Origin of the sequence: Pseudomonas crudilactis (assembly GCF_013433315.1) — a bacterium.
Classification (GTDB): domain Bacteria; phylum Pseudomonadota; class Gammaproteobacteria; order Pseudomonadales; family Pseudomonadaceae; genus Aquipseudomonas; species Aquipseudomonas crudilactis.
Map to the genome: position 1 here is coordinate 54777 of NZ_WXVV01000008.1, position 15470 is coordinate 70246.

The following is a 15470-nucleotide window of genomic DNA, read 5'->3' on the forward strand; positions in this document are numbered from 1 at the left end:
GTAAAAATTAGGATTTTACAAGCTTTGCCCGATCAACCCTCTCTAACAAATAAGATGTCAAACTCAAAATATTCAAACAATCCAACTCAGTGAAAACCTTTGGAACGATGGCATCCAACGGCGCGTGAGCCACCGGATTTCTAAACCCTGTAATAAGACCTCTCGAAAGAAAGTCTTGACCGTTCTGCAAGTTAACACCAGTAACTGTCGAGATATCACCTATCTGGAGAAAAGGGGGCGACTTCGCAGAAAATGCCTTACCTGTCAAATCAGTTCCATCCTCGAGAATTCCCGTCAACTCCCGAATATGCTCACAGTAGATTTTTACACTCTGATCTGCTGCATCACCGTATTGTTTATTTTCGTAATAGCTCTTTATCCTTTCTCTCAATTTTTCATTTAAATGCCGCCAATGTAATTGAGGATACTCAGGAATGATCTTGTGCAGAGCTTCAATCACTGGAGTAAACTTACTAAAAGCATCTTCGCCACTGAGAGATTCCAAAATTTTTGACGCATGGGACTGAATATCTGCAGGCATTGTTGAGATCCATTTCCTAGTATCAATCCCTGTAACTTTTTTCAGATCCTCATCTTTTTTGTCTTTTCTCTGATCCCGCCAACTAGCATTAACTTTTGAGATCAAATTTGACAAAAACTCACGAAACTCCTGCATTTCCTCATTATCCCAATTAATCGACTGCCGATTGGTAGAGATAACATCCTCAGACAGTAAATCAATGAAATCCGCTTGAATCCAACCAGTCAAATACTGGAAGAAATGACTAGATGTACTATTTGAAAAAAACTCGGGTGCATTTACCAATTTACCCCGAGAAAAGACTGAGACTCCCCTGAGCCCAGAGTTTGGCTTAATAGGAGTTTCACCTGTATATAGCTTTCCCGAAACCTTCCCCTTGTAAAAACTGTCCTCATCAACAAGCTCATCAACATCCCACTCAAACTGTTTATTTAGCTGGGCATAACGACGCTCATTGTTTACTAGCAAACTCTCACCATTAGAGTTCTGCAAGACAATATTAAAGGTACTATCAACGATGAATATCTTTGAAAGACTGTCCGCCAACCCCTCAACATCAAAAGCAGACTGACGTTTTAGTTTAGAAAGCTTAATTACTGTACCGTTTTGTTTATCAGTAGGCTCATCGGTAATTTCCGCTATAGGGTTGTAACTTCCCTCAGCACTCATCAACGCATCCCAATCAAGAACAAACCTATTTCTTTTACCATTATTCACAGTATCTACAGTAATGACTTTGGCCAACCCAAACAACGCCAACTTTCCTAGACCTTTTTTTCCCGTTGGCAATCTTGAGAAAATCTTGGTTGGCTCATCTCCTTCATCCTTTCTTCTATTTCGACCAATCACTAGAAACTTATTTTGGATATCTGACGATGACATACCATGACCATCATCGATGACATTAATAGAAACGGGCCGACCATTATTCTCATGAAACTTCAAGCTAACCGTCGAGGCATCAGCGTCATAGGCGTTAGATATCAGCTCTGCCAGAGCAGGTGGAAGCGTCGAATACATCCTTACGCCAAGGTGCTCAATGGTTTTCGGGTCAAATTTCATTTCAAAACTACTGGTCATTTCAGCCCCATCCCTAGTTAAATAAGCTTAGATGCTTTCTGAATTCTACTGCGTGTCTTTTAATAAATTCTGGCGGCAATGCATTCCCTATCATTAGGGCAACAGCGTCTTTTCCCCTCGACATAGAAAACCTATATTTAGGAGGAAATGTTTGAAGTAGTGCCGCTTCCCTTAATGTTATCGCTCTATTTTGGTCAGGATGGATAAACCTGCCTTTTGATGGGCTGATGCATCCCCCTGTAATTGTCGGGGAAACTGTATTCCATGCCATTCGACCATAAACATCTAAATAGCCATCAGGCTTTCTAATGTGACAGGGAAGCCAATACTCAATTGGAAGATCCGTTCTGGAACCACCATCAACTGGAATTAAACTTATCATTTTATTGATTTTGTCTGTTCTTTTTACAGGCAAATCATGTAGATAATCCCCCGTATCACCTGGCGGTCTCATCCCCCCGATAGCACTCCTTACTGTCGCCACATCGGCGCTTTCAATTGGATCGTCGATACAACCTAATAAAGATGCTTTTAGAATCATTCGTTTACGTCTTTGAGGAACACCGAATGATGCAGCGTCTTTAACCTGAACTGTCTTGTCGTCGATAAAGTAATTAAGCTTTTCAAGCTGATTCTTTACTTGCTCAATGCGATTATCTTTGGCCAGCCCCGGAACATTTTCCATCATGATAGTCTTGGGCAACATCGCACTTACAAACTTCATAAATTCGAAAACCAGGTCATTTCTTTCGTCCACCACTGAACTTGATTTATTTCGAGTCCTATGCGAGGAGAAACCTTGACATGGAGGGCACCCTGCAAGTAAATCTAACTCACCCGGCTTAATACTCAGATCATTCATTACATCAAAAGGGCTCAAACCTCGAATATCCCGCTCATATAGAAGATGCTCCATATGATTCAACCGGTAGGACTCAGCCGCAACCGGGTTAAATTCAACACCAGCTACAACATTAAAACCAGCATCTTTCAAGCCAACTGTTAGTCCACCAGCGCCACAAAATAGATCTATAGCAATCATTTTTTTAGACTGCATTCCTTTCAACACCTCTTCCACTTTGTAGAGATATCCGTCGCAGAAGCTATATCTTCGCCGAACTCCCTTTTCAAACTCTGAATTGGGCTAAAACTCAACGCTCCGCACCCAGAATTCACAAAAAAATTTCGATATTGTCGTATGTACCTAACTTTGTGTAAATAACAAAAAGAATTAATTTTTACCGCAACATCATGAAGATAGCTCATTTTTTAGCTTGACCCCTCCCGTATGATTCAATAGCCTCAAACTCGGTGCCTAAGAAACACCTCACACAGCGGAACGACCGCACCCGACAGTAGCGGCTTTTTTGTGCCTACGGTTTCCCCGTGCGCATCAAAAAACTCTGTTATGCCGGGAGTGGGCGAATACAAGACCCGAAAGGGGAATATGTCCGGCCCTCTGTGTGGGGTTTCTTAGCTCCCGGCACCCAGCCTTAAGAAAGCTGACATCACACAGAGGTAAATGGATATGCCTAAAAATGTCTCCTTCGTCCCGAAGGAAATCAGCTTCAACCTCAAGATGATCTACATGCTTCCAGCATTGGAGGCCTGCCATGTCTGAACCTCACAGTTCGACTATCTTCACTCTGCACAAACTCTCTCTCCATGCCCTCCTCCTTGAAGGCCAGCCATGGTTTTGCGCACGCGATATTGGTCGCCTGATGGGCGTCCATCTCAGTGATCGAATGGTTAGTAAACTGGACAAGGATCAGCATCGTTTTCTGTGGATTGAGTATCACCGCCAACCTGACAAGCAGTTGATGCTCAGTGAGTCCGGCGTGTATGCGCTGTTGGTGTATCACTACGTCCCAGGGAATCGTCCGTTGCGTGAATGGCTGACCCATCAAGTAGTTCCAGCCTTACGCGATGCCGCGTCCTTGGAAAATTCGGATATGCCTATGCTGAGTTTTTTGAAATGGCCTGAGATGTCAGTGAGTCTGTTGCATTGGCAGGATGAAAGCTGGATTCGGCTACGAGACATGCCGTATTTGTTGCAGGATCAGCCACAGCTGCGAGTAACTGTCGCTAAGCCTTGGTGGAGGAAGGCTGCGGAGGTGTTTCAATCTTCGAAGCATTTGATGGGGTAGGTGTCGTGCTTGTGAGACCACTTGCGAGAACTGTCGCTTATCTTTGTAGGAATTTTCCTAGACAGCCGTGATGGCCACTCAGTATCGTCCGAGGGTTTCCGACCCTCGGCGATTTTATGAGCGAAAAAGAAGAGAACACACCCTGGACTGTTGCTGAGATTGAGGCAGCTGTTGACGCTTATCTAAAAATGCTTGAGCTAGAGTTGGCCGATCAAAAATACAACAAGGCACACGAGAATCGGGTTCTACGTGCGTCAGCCTTGTCCGGCCGTACTGAAAGCTCAGTAGAGTTTCGGATGCAAAATATCTCTGCTGTTTTAATGAGAATGCACCGAGACTTCATCAAAGGTTATATGCCTGCCAAAAATGTTGGGGGAGCCAACGTTGAACCCGCAATCCGAGCCGTATTGATTGCAAAGGGAGTCACGCCTGGTGATCCCACTGCTCCGACCGCCGATGAAGACGCGCTTGAGCGGAGAGCGGCAGCTTTGGAGAAGCTACCTCTCAACGAGGAGCCTGCAGGGATTTTGAACCCGAAGCGTGTATCTGCTAAAAGCAGAACTTATATTCGCGATCCTAGTGTTAGAGCTTGGGTTCGTAAAAACGCCAACGGGATATGTGAAGGATGCAGCCAACCGGCGCCATTCACTAAAGATGATTCGCCCTACCTTGAAGTTCATCACGTTAAACACTTGGCGAAAAAGGGTTCGGATCGAACTAGCAACGCTGTCGCGCTATGTCCGAACTGTCATCGGCGCTGCCATCATTCGAACGACAGCAAAGAGTTCACCGAATCACTTTATGAAAAATTGGATCGACTGAAGCGAGAACCATGAGATTGAGCTTGATCCTGTGACGATCAGATTCATTTCCGATTCACTGCGGAGCAGTCACCCAGCGAATCGCTTGTGCTTCATCTAAATGTTCGTATTTGTCTGGTTTAAGGCAGCTTCGCTGCCCATCGAGGATAAATCCACTCACCATAATTGAAACGTGTTCCAGCTGAGTTGATGCCTGAATTCGGTATTTTGTGATACCGCCAATCGCCAGCAGGCTAGCTCCCACAGATTCCGCATCATCCTGAAAACAATCAGTGCAACCCGCGCCACCTCCCGCTATTAATACCCCTCCCCCACTCAAGGATCCGAGCCCCACCATGAAATTCGATCTCGCCTACTGCCTCAGCCTCGACGACAAGTTGTCGATCTATGATGTTCGCGATCTCAATTTCGATGAGACGGTGGCGTTTGACTCCGCGAAGGAACACTTCCAGTGCCCCAACGATGCCTGTCGTTCAGCGTTCGAGGCTTCCAACGAATTGGGTACGTTCAACGCCAAGAATGTGAATTACGTGCGCACGCCGCACTTCAAGAATCTGCCCACGACGCAGCACGTGGCGGGTTGTCCGTATGTGAGTTTGAAGGCCTCGGCTTCGGGCGTTGAAACGGCGGATGGCGAGGTGGATGACGGGCGTGAGGAACACTTCCCATCAGAGTTGTTGCTGACCCGCCGTGAGTATGTGCGCAAGCCTGTCGCGCCAGCGGGGGCGGCGGATGTGTTGCGCGATGATCCGGTGCGGGTGGCGGCGGAGAGTGGTAAAGAGTCGGCGGATCGTGAATCGGCGCCGGACAAGACCAGTGTGTTTGCGCATCCGGTGGAGTGTTTTGTTTCCAACTTCGCGGACAAGGAGTTGCTCAAGCGGATGCCGTTGAAGGTCGGCGAGCATACGGCGCCGTACAGTTCGTTCTTCAAGAAGATCGAGTATCTGACGGACAACAAGGGGCTGATTTACTGGGGGCGGATCAAGAAGATCGAGGACTTCCACAGTGCCAGTTTTCGTATCGATTTCGAGGACAAGGTCTGGTTCAAGAAGCCCGAGGACAGTAAGAAGAAGCCGTATCCGGTCAGTGTTTATCTGAACAAGAAGCTGATCGACAACTACCGCAAGCGCAAGGCGTTTCTGGAGGAGATCAAGCACGCGGTGGATAGCGACAAGGCGTTGTTCTGTTTCTTCTATGGGGTGACGCCGGAGTTGAAGCAGGTGCCCGGCAAGAAGAACCCCGAAAAGCCTTTCGAGGTCTTCAATGCCAATATCGAGAACCTGGATCACTTCATTATTCGTGAAGCGCCGGGGCTGGAGTGACGGTTAGCTTTGGGGCAGTTGCAGTTTGACTGCGCCGGGGTGTTGTTTGACGAGGGAGTACGGCAGGATCGACCAGTCAGGTCTATCGCAAGAGCGTTGTACGCGAGCGAAGTAAGCGCCGAGGTACAAGCCCTTCTCGGTGAAGTACCAAGGTGAAGTGCCCCAGATGCTCTCATCCTGGAAGTTGCAGTCGTCATCTCCCGTCGGTGTCTTCATTTCTGCGGGGTACAGGGCGGTGAATTGTTTGATCACCCAAGGTACCAACTCTTTGCTTACGTACTGATAGCGCGCGTTACTTTCGTCTTTGCTAAGAGGTTTGTCGCCCAGGCTGTCGCGCTCGGCATGTAGCAGCGGTTTGCCCTCTCCGACCCACAGCACATCTTCGAGTGACAATGGGTGGCCGGTTTTCACATCAATGTTGAGGGGGGAATCGCCAAAATCAGGATGCGCGCCGCCGCAGTAATAGCTGGTCGAGATGTTCAGACTGACGACGGCTGGCGAGATCATTTTCGGTTCTGCCTGCTGCATGAACTCCACGTTCTCCCCGCCCTGTAATTGGCAGCCGTGATAGCTGATGACTTCATTCCAGAGACGCCCGAGCAACTGCTGGTTAACCCGTTGCTGATCATCTTTCGACAATCCGGACTCCACGCTGAACAGCGAAATCTTTGTCTCAGGCTCGGTCCACCATTGCAGGTCATAGCCCATGAAGTTTTCTTTCTTCGCCGGTTTGAGCTTCAGCCCCTGCAGGCGCAAATACTCGTAAGGCTCGCCGTATGGGAGTGCGGCAATGAACGGCAAAGTTGCTGAGGTGGGCGCGGGAAGTCTGGCCTCGGTGAGTTTCACTGGCAACTTCTTGCCCTGCGGACTTTGCCATTCGCCCTGCCAGCCGCTGCCGGTTTCTTCCAGCTTCAAGGTCGGCAGCGGCTTGTCGTCACCGTAGCGGTTATTGCCTTCGACGAGGCTCAGCGTGCTGTCCTGCAGCGAACCGCTGAGTGCCAGGTCGCGGTGATATTTCTCGTAGAAATAGCGGCCGGTGACTTCGTCCTGCTGTGTGGTGTTGAGTTCAACAACAATCGCCGTCTTGCCCAATGTGCCGGTAAATACGCGACGGCCATCTTCGGCATGGGCAGTGGAGATCAGTGAGAACAGCACAGCGGCGCACGGTGCCAGGCGCATCAGTCCCTTGAGCATGAATCAATCCTTGAAGGAGTCGGTGGTCGCGTCGGCACACAGGCGCCGGCGCTGAAAAATACGCTGCGGATTATGGCGGGGACGGTTTAACTATTCGAGTTTTCTTGCTCGTACTTTTTAAGCCAGGCTTCGTGCTCAAGGGCCGCAATTTCCCGAGCCATCTGTTGGCGACGTTCCTTGGCAGCATGAAGCTGGACGTCATCGAGAAAGCAGTAGTGACGCAGCCAGTGAAGCGCCATTTCCTCATCCGGAAAGTAGTAAGACTTGGCGCCCTTGCTGTTCCTGGGCGTGTCATTCATTTGCTCGTCAAAAACCATCGCAGTGATTTCATCCGGCGGCAAAGATCCCGTATGGGCGACCTTGTCCTGAAACATCCATGCAATTTCATCAATGTGTTTTTGCGCGCTGCGATGACTACGTCGATAGAACCGTTGATGCTCACAAGTCTGTTTCAGCCGCGCCAACATCAACTCAGGGTTAAGCCACTGCCCGAGGTCATGATGATGTGCGTTGATCACTATCCCCTTGACCCAACGATCCACGAATCGATCAACAAAGTCTTCTGTGTCAGCCTTTTTCGCATCAGCGAAAATCAGGCAATAGCGGGTTTTTATGTGAATGGCCAGCAGCACGTGCTTGCGTTGTACCGTTATCGCGTGCACCAGCCACTGCTCATCAGCGCCGTTCGACTCATCATCTTCAATGATTGAGGACGGCGGATTAGTGTCCACCGGCGTGATCTTTTTGCCTTTGTGAACACGGCTGAAAAACTTACTGGCGGCTTCGGTGCAATTGAAGATCAACATCCTGGTTCTCTGGTAGTTGCTGGAGGACGGCGCTCAGTTACCGATTTTGATTTCTTCCGCTGTAACCTGGCAATGATTCATTTAAGCGAAATGCACAGCAGCACAATAATCAGCAACCCGATATAGACCCAGGCATGCACCTGGTCTGGTATCCGCCCGATCCATGGCGTGGCCAAGCGAATCCCGATGAGCGAGCCAACCGTCAGCACAGCAAACGCCAGCAAATCCACATACCCGACAAACCACGCGCCCAAGTCAGCCTGACTGAACCCGGCCAACGCCATGTACGTCAGCGTGCCGGCCACTGCCACCGGCACGCTCAGCGGGTTGGCCATGGACGTCGCTTGCGACATGCTCAGGCCACACCGACGCAACAACGGCACGGTCATGACGCTGCCTCCTACACCGAGAAACGTCGCGATGGCGCCAATGCCTACACCACCTGCGGAAGTTTCCGTAGCGCCAAGTCGGCGTGGGATGACGTCTGGGTTCTGAGTGAGAAAGCCGCGTCGCAGCAGGCAATCAATGATGGTCACGCCGAGGTAGCCGATGAACGCGTAGCGAATGACTTCGCCGCTGACCCACATCGCTGCTATTGCGCCAACGACCGCGCCCAACCCGATGAACCCGCCCAGCGGCCACAGGTAATGACGGATGAGATTGCCGGCACGACGGTGTTTGTCGGTGGCGATCAGGGCGTTGACGATCATCACGCAGGTCGAAGTGGCGACGGCGATGTGCATTGCCGACTGGCTGATCGGGTCGTCGGCGCCGTGGCTGGCGGTGAGCATGCGATACAGCAGCGGCACGGCGACGAAGCCGCCGCCGAAGCCGAACAGCACGGCGGTGATGCCGGTCAGGCAGCCGAAGAGGGTCAGCAGTAAATAGAACATGTCGAAGCGTCCGTGGATGGAGAGCGGTCGACGATAGAGCGACGGCGCCTGGCCTGCTTCAGCAATTCAGCCAATAATGTTTGCGTTTACGCCAATCACCGGAAAACGTCTGATGCGCAATATTTCGATCAATCTGCTGGATGACACGCCGCGCGCGGTGGTGGCGATCGGTACGGATTATTCCCACGGTCACTTGCTGCCCTTTCACACGCATCGGCGGGCGCAGTTGTTGTACGGCGCGACCGGTGTGATGCAGGTCAGCACCCATGACGGTAACTGGGTAGTGCCGCCGCAGCGGGCGGTGTGGATTCCGCCGGGGGTGGCGCATGAGGTGATGATGCTCGGGGTCAGCACTCGCAGTGTGTATATCGAACCGGGCGCGGTGGATTTGGGCGAGCGCTGCCAGGTGATCAGTGTGTCGCCGTTGATGCGGCATTTGCTGATGGAGGCGGTGGAGGTGCCGCTGGCCTATGACTTGGGAGGCCGCGATGGTGTGTTAATTGATCTGTTGCTGCATGAATTGACGCGCAGTGCGCCGCTGCCGTTGCACATTCCGCTACCGACTGACGGAAAGCTCCTGTCTCTGTGTCAGACCTTTCTGCATCAGCCGTACGCCCATCAATCTCCACAGCAGTGGGCCCAGCAGTTACACATAAGCTTGCGCACCTTCAACAGGATGTTTCGGCAACAGACCGGATTGAGCTTCAGGCAATGGCGGCAGCAGGCCTGCGTGGTTCTGGCGCTGGCACGACTGGCCGCGGGTGAAGCGGTGACGCGCATCGCGCTGGACTTCGGTTATGAAAGCCCGGCGGCGTTCTCGACGATGTTCCGTCGGATCCTCGGGCAGGCACCGTCCGTCTGGTTGCAGGCAGCGAATTAGGGCAAATCAAAAAATGCGTTTGATCCCGGCCGAAAACAACTGTACAAAAACACAGTACATTTTCAATCAGCACTCTTGAGCCCGGAGCACACCATGGCCTCTCTTGCGATGAACCACATCCTCGAACGCATTGCCCTTTTCCAGTTCACCCCGACGCACTGCGTCCAGGCCCGAGCGATGCTGGGCTGGAGCGTGGAACAGCTATCGCGGGAGGCTGAGGTTTCGGTTGAAGACATTCATCGGTTTGAGGCGCAGCAGGACGTAGCGGATGCGGCGCGACTGGCCCTGGCTTACCGGTTCGAGGCGCAGGGGCTGGTGTTCTTTCCCGGGTTTGCACCGGGGCGTAGTGCGAGTGTTCAGGGCGTGTCTTCGGAAGCGATGGGGCGTGGGGATTTTGCGATGGCTGAGTAAGACAATCGCCCCCGAAGGGGCGAACTGGGCGAGCTATCAGGCGCTCTGCACCACCGCGTCACTCTCCCCTTCAACCGCCAACCACCACGCCTCTCCGCGTTGCGGCTGAGTGATGTTAAACGCCTCACCCATTTGCGGCGTGGTAATGGAAATACTGCGTTCCCACGCCAGTGCCAGGATCCGGTCAAACGGTTCGTGCCAGGCGTGCATGGCCAGGTCGAAGGTGCCGTTGTGGATCGGGAAGAGCCAGCGGCCCTTGAGGTCGATGTGCGCTTGCAGGGTTTCTTCTGGCTGCATGTGCACGTGTGGCCATTCGACGTTGTAGGCGCCGGTTTCCATCAGGGTCAGGTCGAACGGGCCGTACTGTTCGCCGATGCGTTTGAAGCCGTCGAAGTAGCCGCTGTCGCCGCTGAAGAAGATCCGCGTGTCGCCGTCGATCATCACCCAGGACGCCCACAGCGTGCTGTTGCCGTCGAACAGGCCACGGCCGGAAAAGTGTTGCGACGGTGTGGCGACGAAACGGATGCCGGCAATCTCTGCGCCCTGCCACCAATCGTACTGACGGACTTTGCTGGCATCGACACCCCATTTGATCAGGGTGTCGCCGACGCCCAGCGGGGTCAGGAACAGGTTGGTCTTGGCGGCCAGTCTGAGCACGGCCTGGTAATCGAGGTGGTCGTAATGGTTGTGCGACAGGATCACCGCTTCGATCGGCGGCAACTGGTCGATACTGATCGGTGGCTGGTGGAAACGTTTCGGCCCGGCCCATTGCACCGGCGATGCACGTTCGGCGAAGACCGGGTCGGTGATGAAGAATTTGTCGCGCAGCTTCAGCAGCAGGGTCGAGTGGCCGAGGCGATAGACGCTGTGATTGGGTGCCGCCAGCAGTTCTTCCCGGGTCAACGTTTGCACCGGGATCGGCGCGGCGGGGCGCGTGTTGCGCGGTTTGTGGAAAATCATGTTCCACATGATCCGCAGCATTTTGCGTAGGCCTTCGCGCTGCACGGGTGCGTGATTGCGAAACAGCCCCTGATGCTGCCGCGAGGCTTCAGGCGTGGATGTGTTATCCGGAAGGGAAACTGGATTGGCCATGACTGAATGACTCCAGAAAAACCGCGCAATTCACGGTTTTTCTACGGTGGGACGATAAATGGCCAAAGCTGCACGCATAGGCCGAACTTCTGCTTTTTAAGTTGCGAGGATTAACGCAACATTACACTGATCGGTGTAGTTTCTAGGTTGCATCAAAGCGGATGACAAGTAAACTGCCAAGTGTAATTTCATCTTTTCTCTGCCAAAGCGTACTTATGACAGCTCCACAGCGCCTCACCGACCGTAAACGCGAAGCCATTATTCAAGCGGCGATTACTGAATTCCGTGCCAACGGTTTCGAAGTCACCAGCATGGACAAAATCGCGGCCACCGCCGGTGTATCCAAGCGCACGGTGTACAACCATTTCCCCAGCAAAGAAGAGCTGTTCGCCGAAATTCTCAACCAGTTGTGGGCACGAATCAGCGCTGAGCAATCGGTCGTCTATAACCGCGATCAGCCTCTACGTGATCAGTTGCGGCAAATGCTTCAGGCCAAAGTGCAGTTGATGGCCGACGAAAACTTTCTGACCCTGGCCCGAGTGGCAATTGCTGCGACCATTCATTCGCCGGAGCGCGCGCAGAACATGATCGAGCGCATGGGCGAGCGCGAGGAAGGCCTGACCGTGTGGATTCGCGCTGCGCAGGCTGACGGTCGACTGAAACCGGTCGATCCGGAATTCGCCGCCCATCAAGTACAAGGCTTGCTCAAGACCTTTGCCTTCTGGCCACAGATGTCGATGGGCCGCGCAGCCCTCGATGTCGAGATGCAGAACACCGTCGCCGAATCCGCACTGGATATGTTTTTAACCTGCTATCAACGCTAATCCGCCCTCCTCCTGTAACCCGCTCTGTGTGACCCCGCCAGTTGCCGCTGCATGAGGCCTGGAGAGTTGATGGAGCGTTGGTCAAGCCTTGAATTCATGTTGTCATCCGCGGGTGCCAGAGTTGCGAGTGGGCCTTAGTATCGGTTTGGCGCGCTATCAATCCTTGTACAAGGATGTCCTCGACTGGCAGAACGATGCCAATAAAACGCTCTACACCGCTAAACACAAGGGCCTCAACACCATCAACGCTGCCTTGACCAGGACCGCGACGGACAACGCCGACGCTCGAAAAGTTATACAAAATTACAAATAATTACTTTCTTGTACAAGTTTATGAAGTTTTGTATAAGTAGCCATCTGCCAGCTAAGGAATACTGGTATTGAGCAGACATTGCCGAATGCCGTCCGCGCATTCGGTCTGCCGGCGCGGAAATAGGGACTGAATCCTCGATCCTCCCCACTTCCAGAGTAGTGCGAACATGTTCTTCAATCGCCACAAATCCGTCATCGACGATCTTCAGCGCACCCTCACCGAACAAGCCGGCCTGCTCGATGCGATCAATCGCTCGATGGCGGTGATCGAGTTCGACCTCGATGGCGTGGTGCTGCGTGCCAATGACAACTTTCTCAAGACCATGGGTTACACCGCCGAACAAGCGATCGGCCAATCTCATCGACGCTTTTGCACGCCAGAGTTCGGGCGCAGCGCTCAGTACACTGATTTGTGGTCACGCCTGAAAAACGGCCAGTTTCAGTCCGGTACATTTGAACGCGTCGACGGCAAGGGCCAGCCGATCTGGCTGGAGGCCAGTTACAACCCGATCAAGGATGCGTCGGGACGGGTGGTGAAAGTGGTCAAGTACGCGATGGACGTGACCGCCAAGGTGCAGCAGGAAAGCGAAGCCAACGCCAAGTTGCAGGCGATTGACCGGGCAATGGCGGTCATCGAATTCAACCTCGACGGCAGTATTCTCACAGCCAATCAGAATTTTCTGACGCGCATGGGTTACACCCTCGCCGAGCTGAAAGGTAAACATCACCGTTTGTTCTGCACGCCGGCACTGGTCAACAGCAGCGCCTACGAAGATTTCTGGCGGCGCTTGAACCAGGGCGAGCTTTTCCAGGGTCAGTTCGAACGCGTCGATAAACGCGGGCAAACCGTATGGCTCGAAGCCAACTACAACCCGGTTTATGACGCAGCCGGGCGCTTGTGCAAAGTGGTGAAGTTCGCCTCCGACGTGACTACCCGCGTCGAGCAACACGAACAGGACGCACGCAGTGCCAGCGCGGCGTATCACATCTCCGTGGCAACCCGAAAAGTCGCCGAGCAAGGTACGCAGGTGATCCAGCAAGCCGCCAGCGAAATGCGTGAAATCGCCGAAGACATTGCTGAGTCTTCAACGCTGATTGCACAACTGGGCGAACGCTCCGAGCAGATCACCGCCATCGTCAACACCATCCGCGCGATTGCCGATCAGACCAACCTGCTGGCGCTCAACGCTGCGATCGAAGCAGCGCGCGCCGGTGAACAGGGGCGCGGGTTTGCCGTGGTCGCTGACGAAGTGCGGCAATTGGCGGCTCGAACCAGCGGCTCGACCGCGGAGATTTCCAGCATGATCGGGCTGATCCAGAACGAGACCCGCCAGGCCATCAAGAGCATGGAAGGCACCCGGGGGCGCGCGGCGGAAGGGGTCGAGTTGGCGAATCAGGCAGGCACTGTGATTTTGCAGATTCGTGATGGCGCCAGCGAGGCGGTGGATGCGGTGAGCATGTTTGCCAATGAGCGGGTGCCGGGTTAAAGGCAGGTAGACCGCGTCGCGGCCTTCGCGAGCAGGCTCGCTCCCACAGGGATTAGGTTGATCACAATATGTGTGAACACCCCGGCTACCTGTGGGAGCGAGCTTGCTCGCGAAGGGGCCGGTCACCACAACGCAGGGCTATAGTGACTACACGTCCCACGCCCTGCCGAGTGCATCATGACCACTGAAAAACCCGCATCGCCTGAAACAGCTCCCGTCGATCACTTGCGCTTCCACCGCCCCCACGCCCACCTCAGCACCACCTTCGGTAACGACACGTTCGCCCTGCGCGCCGAGGCGTTTGCGCGGTTCTTCGGCACGCCGATGTTTCTCGGTGCGCAAACCCTGATTGTGCTCTTGTGGATCTGTCTCAACGTGTTTGGCGTGACCACCTTCGACGTCTACCCGTTTATCCTGTTGAACCTTGCTTTCAGCCTGCAATCGGCTTACGCCGCGCCGCTGATTCTGCTCGCACAAACACGCCAGGCTGCCCGCGACAAGGCGCAGGCCGATGCTGACGCACTACATCGTGAAGACCTGGCACAGGCCAATACCGAGCGTCAGGCCCAAGCGGCGAAGAACACCGCGCAACTGCTTGAGCTGCTGGAGCAGAACACCCGCCTCACCGAGATGACCAAAAACCTCACCGAACGCATCGCCAGCCTGACCAGCGAGTTGCACGACCACATGCGCCAGAACCCGCAGCGCTGATCACGGCAAACGCAGCGCCCGCCCCAATTCATCGAACAACGTCACCACCGAGCGCAACGCCCGGCAATCCGGGCGGGTCAGCAGCCACAGCGCGGTGTCATAACCCTGCAGCGGCTCGCTCAACGCCTGCAAACCGTCGGTAATCAAGAAGTCCGGTAACGCCGCCACGCCGAGGCCCGCGCGAACCAGCTCTGTCACCGACAACATGCTGTTGCAACGATAGCCCGGTGTCACGCCGGGCAGGTGTTGGCGGCGCCACGCAATCGTCGGATGATCGGGTAGAAAGTCGTCCGGGGCGATCCAGGTCAACGTCGTCAGATCCGATGCATCGACATTCTTCAGATACCGCGCACTGGCGCAGACCCGGTAGGAAATCTTCGCCAGTTGTCGTCCGACCAGATGCTCGGGCGGTGTCCGCGTCAGGCGCAGGGCGATGTCAGCATCGCGGCGACTGAGGTTGGCGAAATCGTTGGAGGTGCTTAGCTCAATGGTCAGTGCCGGGTAATTGGGCATGAACTGCGCCAGCGCCGGCAGCAGCAAACCTTGCAAGACCGAATCGGTGCAGGTCAGGCGCACCGTGCCGCTGACCACTTCACCGCCCTGCTCTACACCAATGCGCGCGGCTTCCAGTGCTTGTTCGGCGCGCTCGGCTTGCTCGGCCAGTGTTTGCGCCAACGTTGTCGGCAGATAACCGGCACGGCTTTTTTCGAACAGTTGCTGGCCGAGCGCAGCTTCGAGACGGCGCACGGCGCGGAACACCGTCGACACGTCGACTTTCAACAACTGCGAGGCCCGAGCCAGCGAGCCGCCGCGTACCAAGGCGAGAATCAGGGCCAGATCGGGATAGTCGAGCTGATAGTGCGTCGCTGCATTGATCACTTGGGCAAACGCCAATGTTGAGTGCGTGAACGCCAATCTATAGTGACTGCCATCAATCAACAAGCGCAGG

At 53.8% G+C, this 15470-nt stretch carries 14 protein-coding genes and 2 pseudogenes; 9 read left to right on the forward strand and 7 right to left on the reverse strand.

What is annotated here, in order from left to right:
* Positions 1 to 7: 7 nt before the first annotated feature.
* Together GTU76_RS10705 and GTU76_RS10710 are read right to left on the reverse strand one after the other, a co-directional pair.
* Positions 8 to 1621, reverse strand: coding sequence for a TIGR02391 family protein (locus GTU76_RS10705; protein WP_180698590.1), 1614 nt, complete (start codon positions 1619 to 1621; stop codon positions 8 to 10).
* 13 nt (positions 1622 to 1634) lie between these two features.
* Positions 1635 to 2699, reverse strand: a complete 1065-nt coding sequence (locus GTU76_RS10710) for a DNA cytosine methyltransferase (RefSeq protein ID WP_343057482.1) — start codon at positions 2697 to 2699, stop codon at positions 1635 to 1637.
* 535 nt (positions 2700 to 3234) lie between these two features.
* Here GTU76_RS10710 and GTU76_RS10715 point away from each other — a divergent pair.
* The 3 genes from GTU76_RS10715 (at position 3235) to GTU76_RS10725 (ending at position 5911) form a co-directional block, all read left to right on the forward strand.
* Positions 3235 to 3768, forward strand: a complete 534-nt coding sequence (locus GTU76_RS10715) for a BRO-N domain-containing protein (RefSeq protein ID WP_180698591.1) — start codon at positions 3235 to 3237, stop codon at positions 3766 to 3768.
* 116 nt (positions 3769 to 3884) lie between these two features.
* Positions 3885 to 4604, forward strand: a complete 720-nt coding sequence (locus GTU76_RS10720) for an HNH endonuclease (RefSeq protein ID WP_180698592.1) — start codon at positions 3885 to 3887, stop codon at positions 4602 to 4604.
* Positions 4605 to 4924: 320 nt separating this feature from the next.
* Complete coding sequence (locus GTU76_RS10725) at positions 4925 to 5911, forward strand: hypothetical protein (RefSeq protein ID WP_180698593.1); 987 nt, start codon at positions 4925 to 4927, stop codon at positions 5909 to 5911.
* A 3-nt stretch (positions 5912 to 5914) separates the two neighbouring features.
* Here GTU76_RS10725 and GTU76_RS10730 read toward each other — a convergent pair whose 3' ends face one another.
* The 3 genes from GTU76_RS10730 to GTU76_RS10740 all read right to left on the reverse strand — a co-directional run bounded on the left by GTU76_RS10730 (position 5915) and on the right by GTU76_RS10740 (position 8804).
* A complete protein-coding gene (locus tag GTU76_RS10730; protein WP_180698594.1) occupies positions 5915 to 7105 on the reverse strand; it encodes a hypothetical protein in 1191 nt (396 codons plus the stop codon).
* 86 nt (positions 7106 to 7191) lie between these two features.
* Complete coding sequence (locus tag GTU76_RS10735) at positions 7192 to 7911, reverse strand: DUF6933 domain-containing protein (RefSeq protein WP_180698595.1); 720 nt, start codon at positions 7909 to 7911, stop codon at positions 7192 to 7194.
* Between the two features lie 77 nt (positions 7912 to 7988).
* Complete coding sequence (locus tag GTU76_RS10740; protein ID WP_180698596.1) at positions 7989 to 8804, reverse strand: sulfite exporter TauE/SafE family protein; 816 nt, start codon at positions 8802 to 8804, stop codon at positions 7989 to 7991.
* A 112-nt stretch (positions 8805 to 8916) separates the two neighbouring features.
* Between GTU76_RS10740 and GTU76_RS10745 the strand changes: the two genes are divergently transcribed.
* Together GTU76_RS10745 and GTU76_RS10750 are read left to right on the forward strand one after the other, a co-directional pair.
* Complete coding sequence (locus GTU76_RS10745; RefSeq protein WP_180698597.1) at positions 8917 to 9684, forward strand: AraC family transcriptional regulator; 768 nt, start codon at positions 8917 to 8919, stop codon at positions 9682 to 9684.
* A gap of 93 nt (positions 9685 to 9777) precedes the next feature.
* Entirely contained in the window at positions 9778 to 10095 is a 318-nt protein-coding gene (locus GTU76_RS10750; protein WP_064387600.1) for a helix-turn-helix domain-containing protein, read from the forward strand.
* Positions 10096 to 10131: 36 nt separating this feature from the next.
* Here GTU76_RS10750 and GTU76_RS10755 read toward each other — a convergent pair whose 3' ends face one another.
* Positions 10132 to 11187 carry an MBL fold metallo-hydrolase gene (locus GTU76_RS10755; RefSeq protein ID WP_180698598.1) on the reverse strand — a complete coding sequence of 352 codons (1056 nt, stop codon included), beginning with the start codon at positions 11185 to 11187 and terminating at the stop codon, positions 10132 to 10134.
* A 215-nt stretch (positions 11188 to 11402) separates the two neighbouring features.
* On the opposite strand from GTU76_RS10755, the gene GTU76_RS10760 reads away from it, so the two are divergent.
* The 4 genes and pseudogenes from GTU76_RS10760 to GTU76_RS10770 all read left to right on the forward strand — a co-directional run bounded on the left by GTU76_RS10760 (position 11403) and on the right by GTU76_RS10770 (position 14521).
* The gene (locus GTU76_RS10760) at positions 11403 to 12011 is read left to right on the forward strand and encodes a TetR/AcrR family transcriptional regulator (RefSeq protein ID WP_180698599.1); all 609 of its coding nucleotides are present in this window, start codon (positions 11403 to 11405) and stop codon (positions 12009 to 12011) included.
* A 569-nt stretch (positions 12012 to 12580) separates the two neighbouring features.
* Positions 12581 to 13264: pseudogene (locus tag GTU76_RS30535) on the forward strand (PAS domain-containing protein); the annotation flags it as partial.
* Positions 13265 to 13372: 108 nt separating this feature from the next.
* Positions 13373 to 13810: pseudogene (locus GTU76_RS30540) on the forward strand (methyl-accepting chemotaxis protein); the annotation flags it as partial.
* Positions 13811 to 13987: 177 nt separating this feature from the next.
* On the forward strand, positions 13988 to 14521 hold the full coding sequence (locus tag GTU76_RS10770) for a DUF1003 domain-containing protein (RefSeq protein ID WP_016984812.1): 534 nt from the start codon (positions 13988 to 13990) through the stop codon (positions 14519 to 14521).
* Here GTU76_RS10770 and GTU76_RS10775 read toward each other — a convergent pair whose 3' ends face one another.
* Positions 14522 to 15463 carry a LysR family transcriptional regulator gene (locus GTU76_RS10775; RefSeq protein WP_180698600.1) on the reverse strand — a complete coding sequence of 314 codons (942 nt, stop codon included), beginning with the start codon at positions 15461 to 15463 and terminating at the stop codon, positions 14522 to 14524.
* Positions 15464 to 15470: the final 7 nt, after the last annotated feature.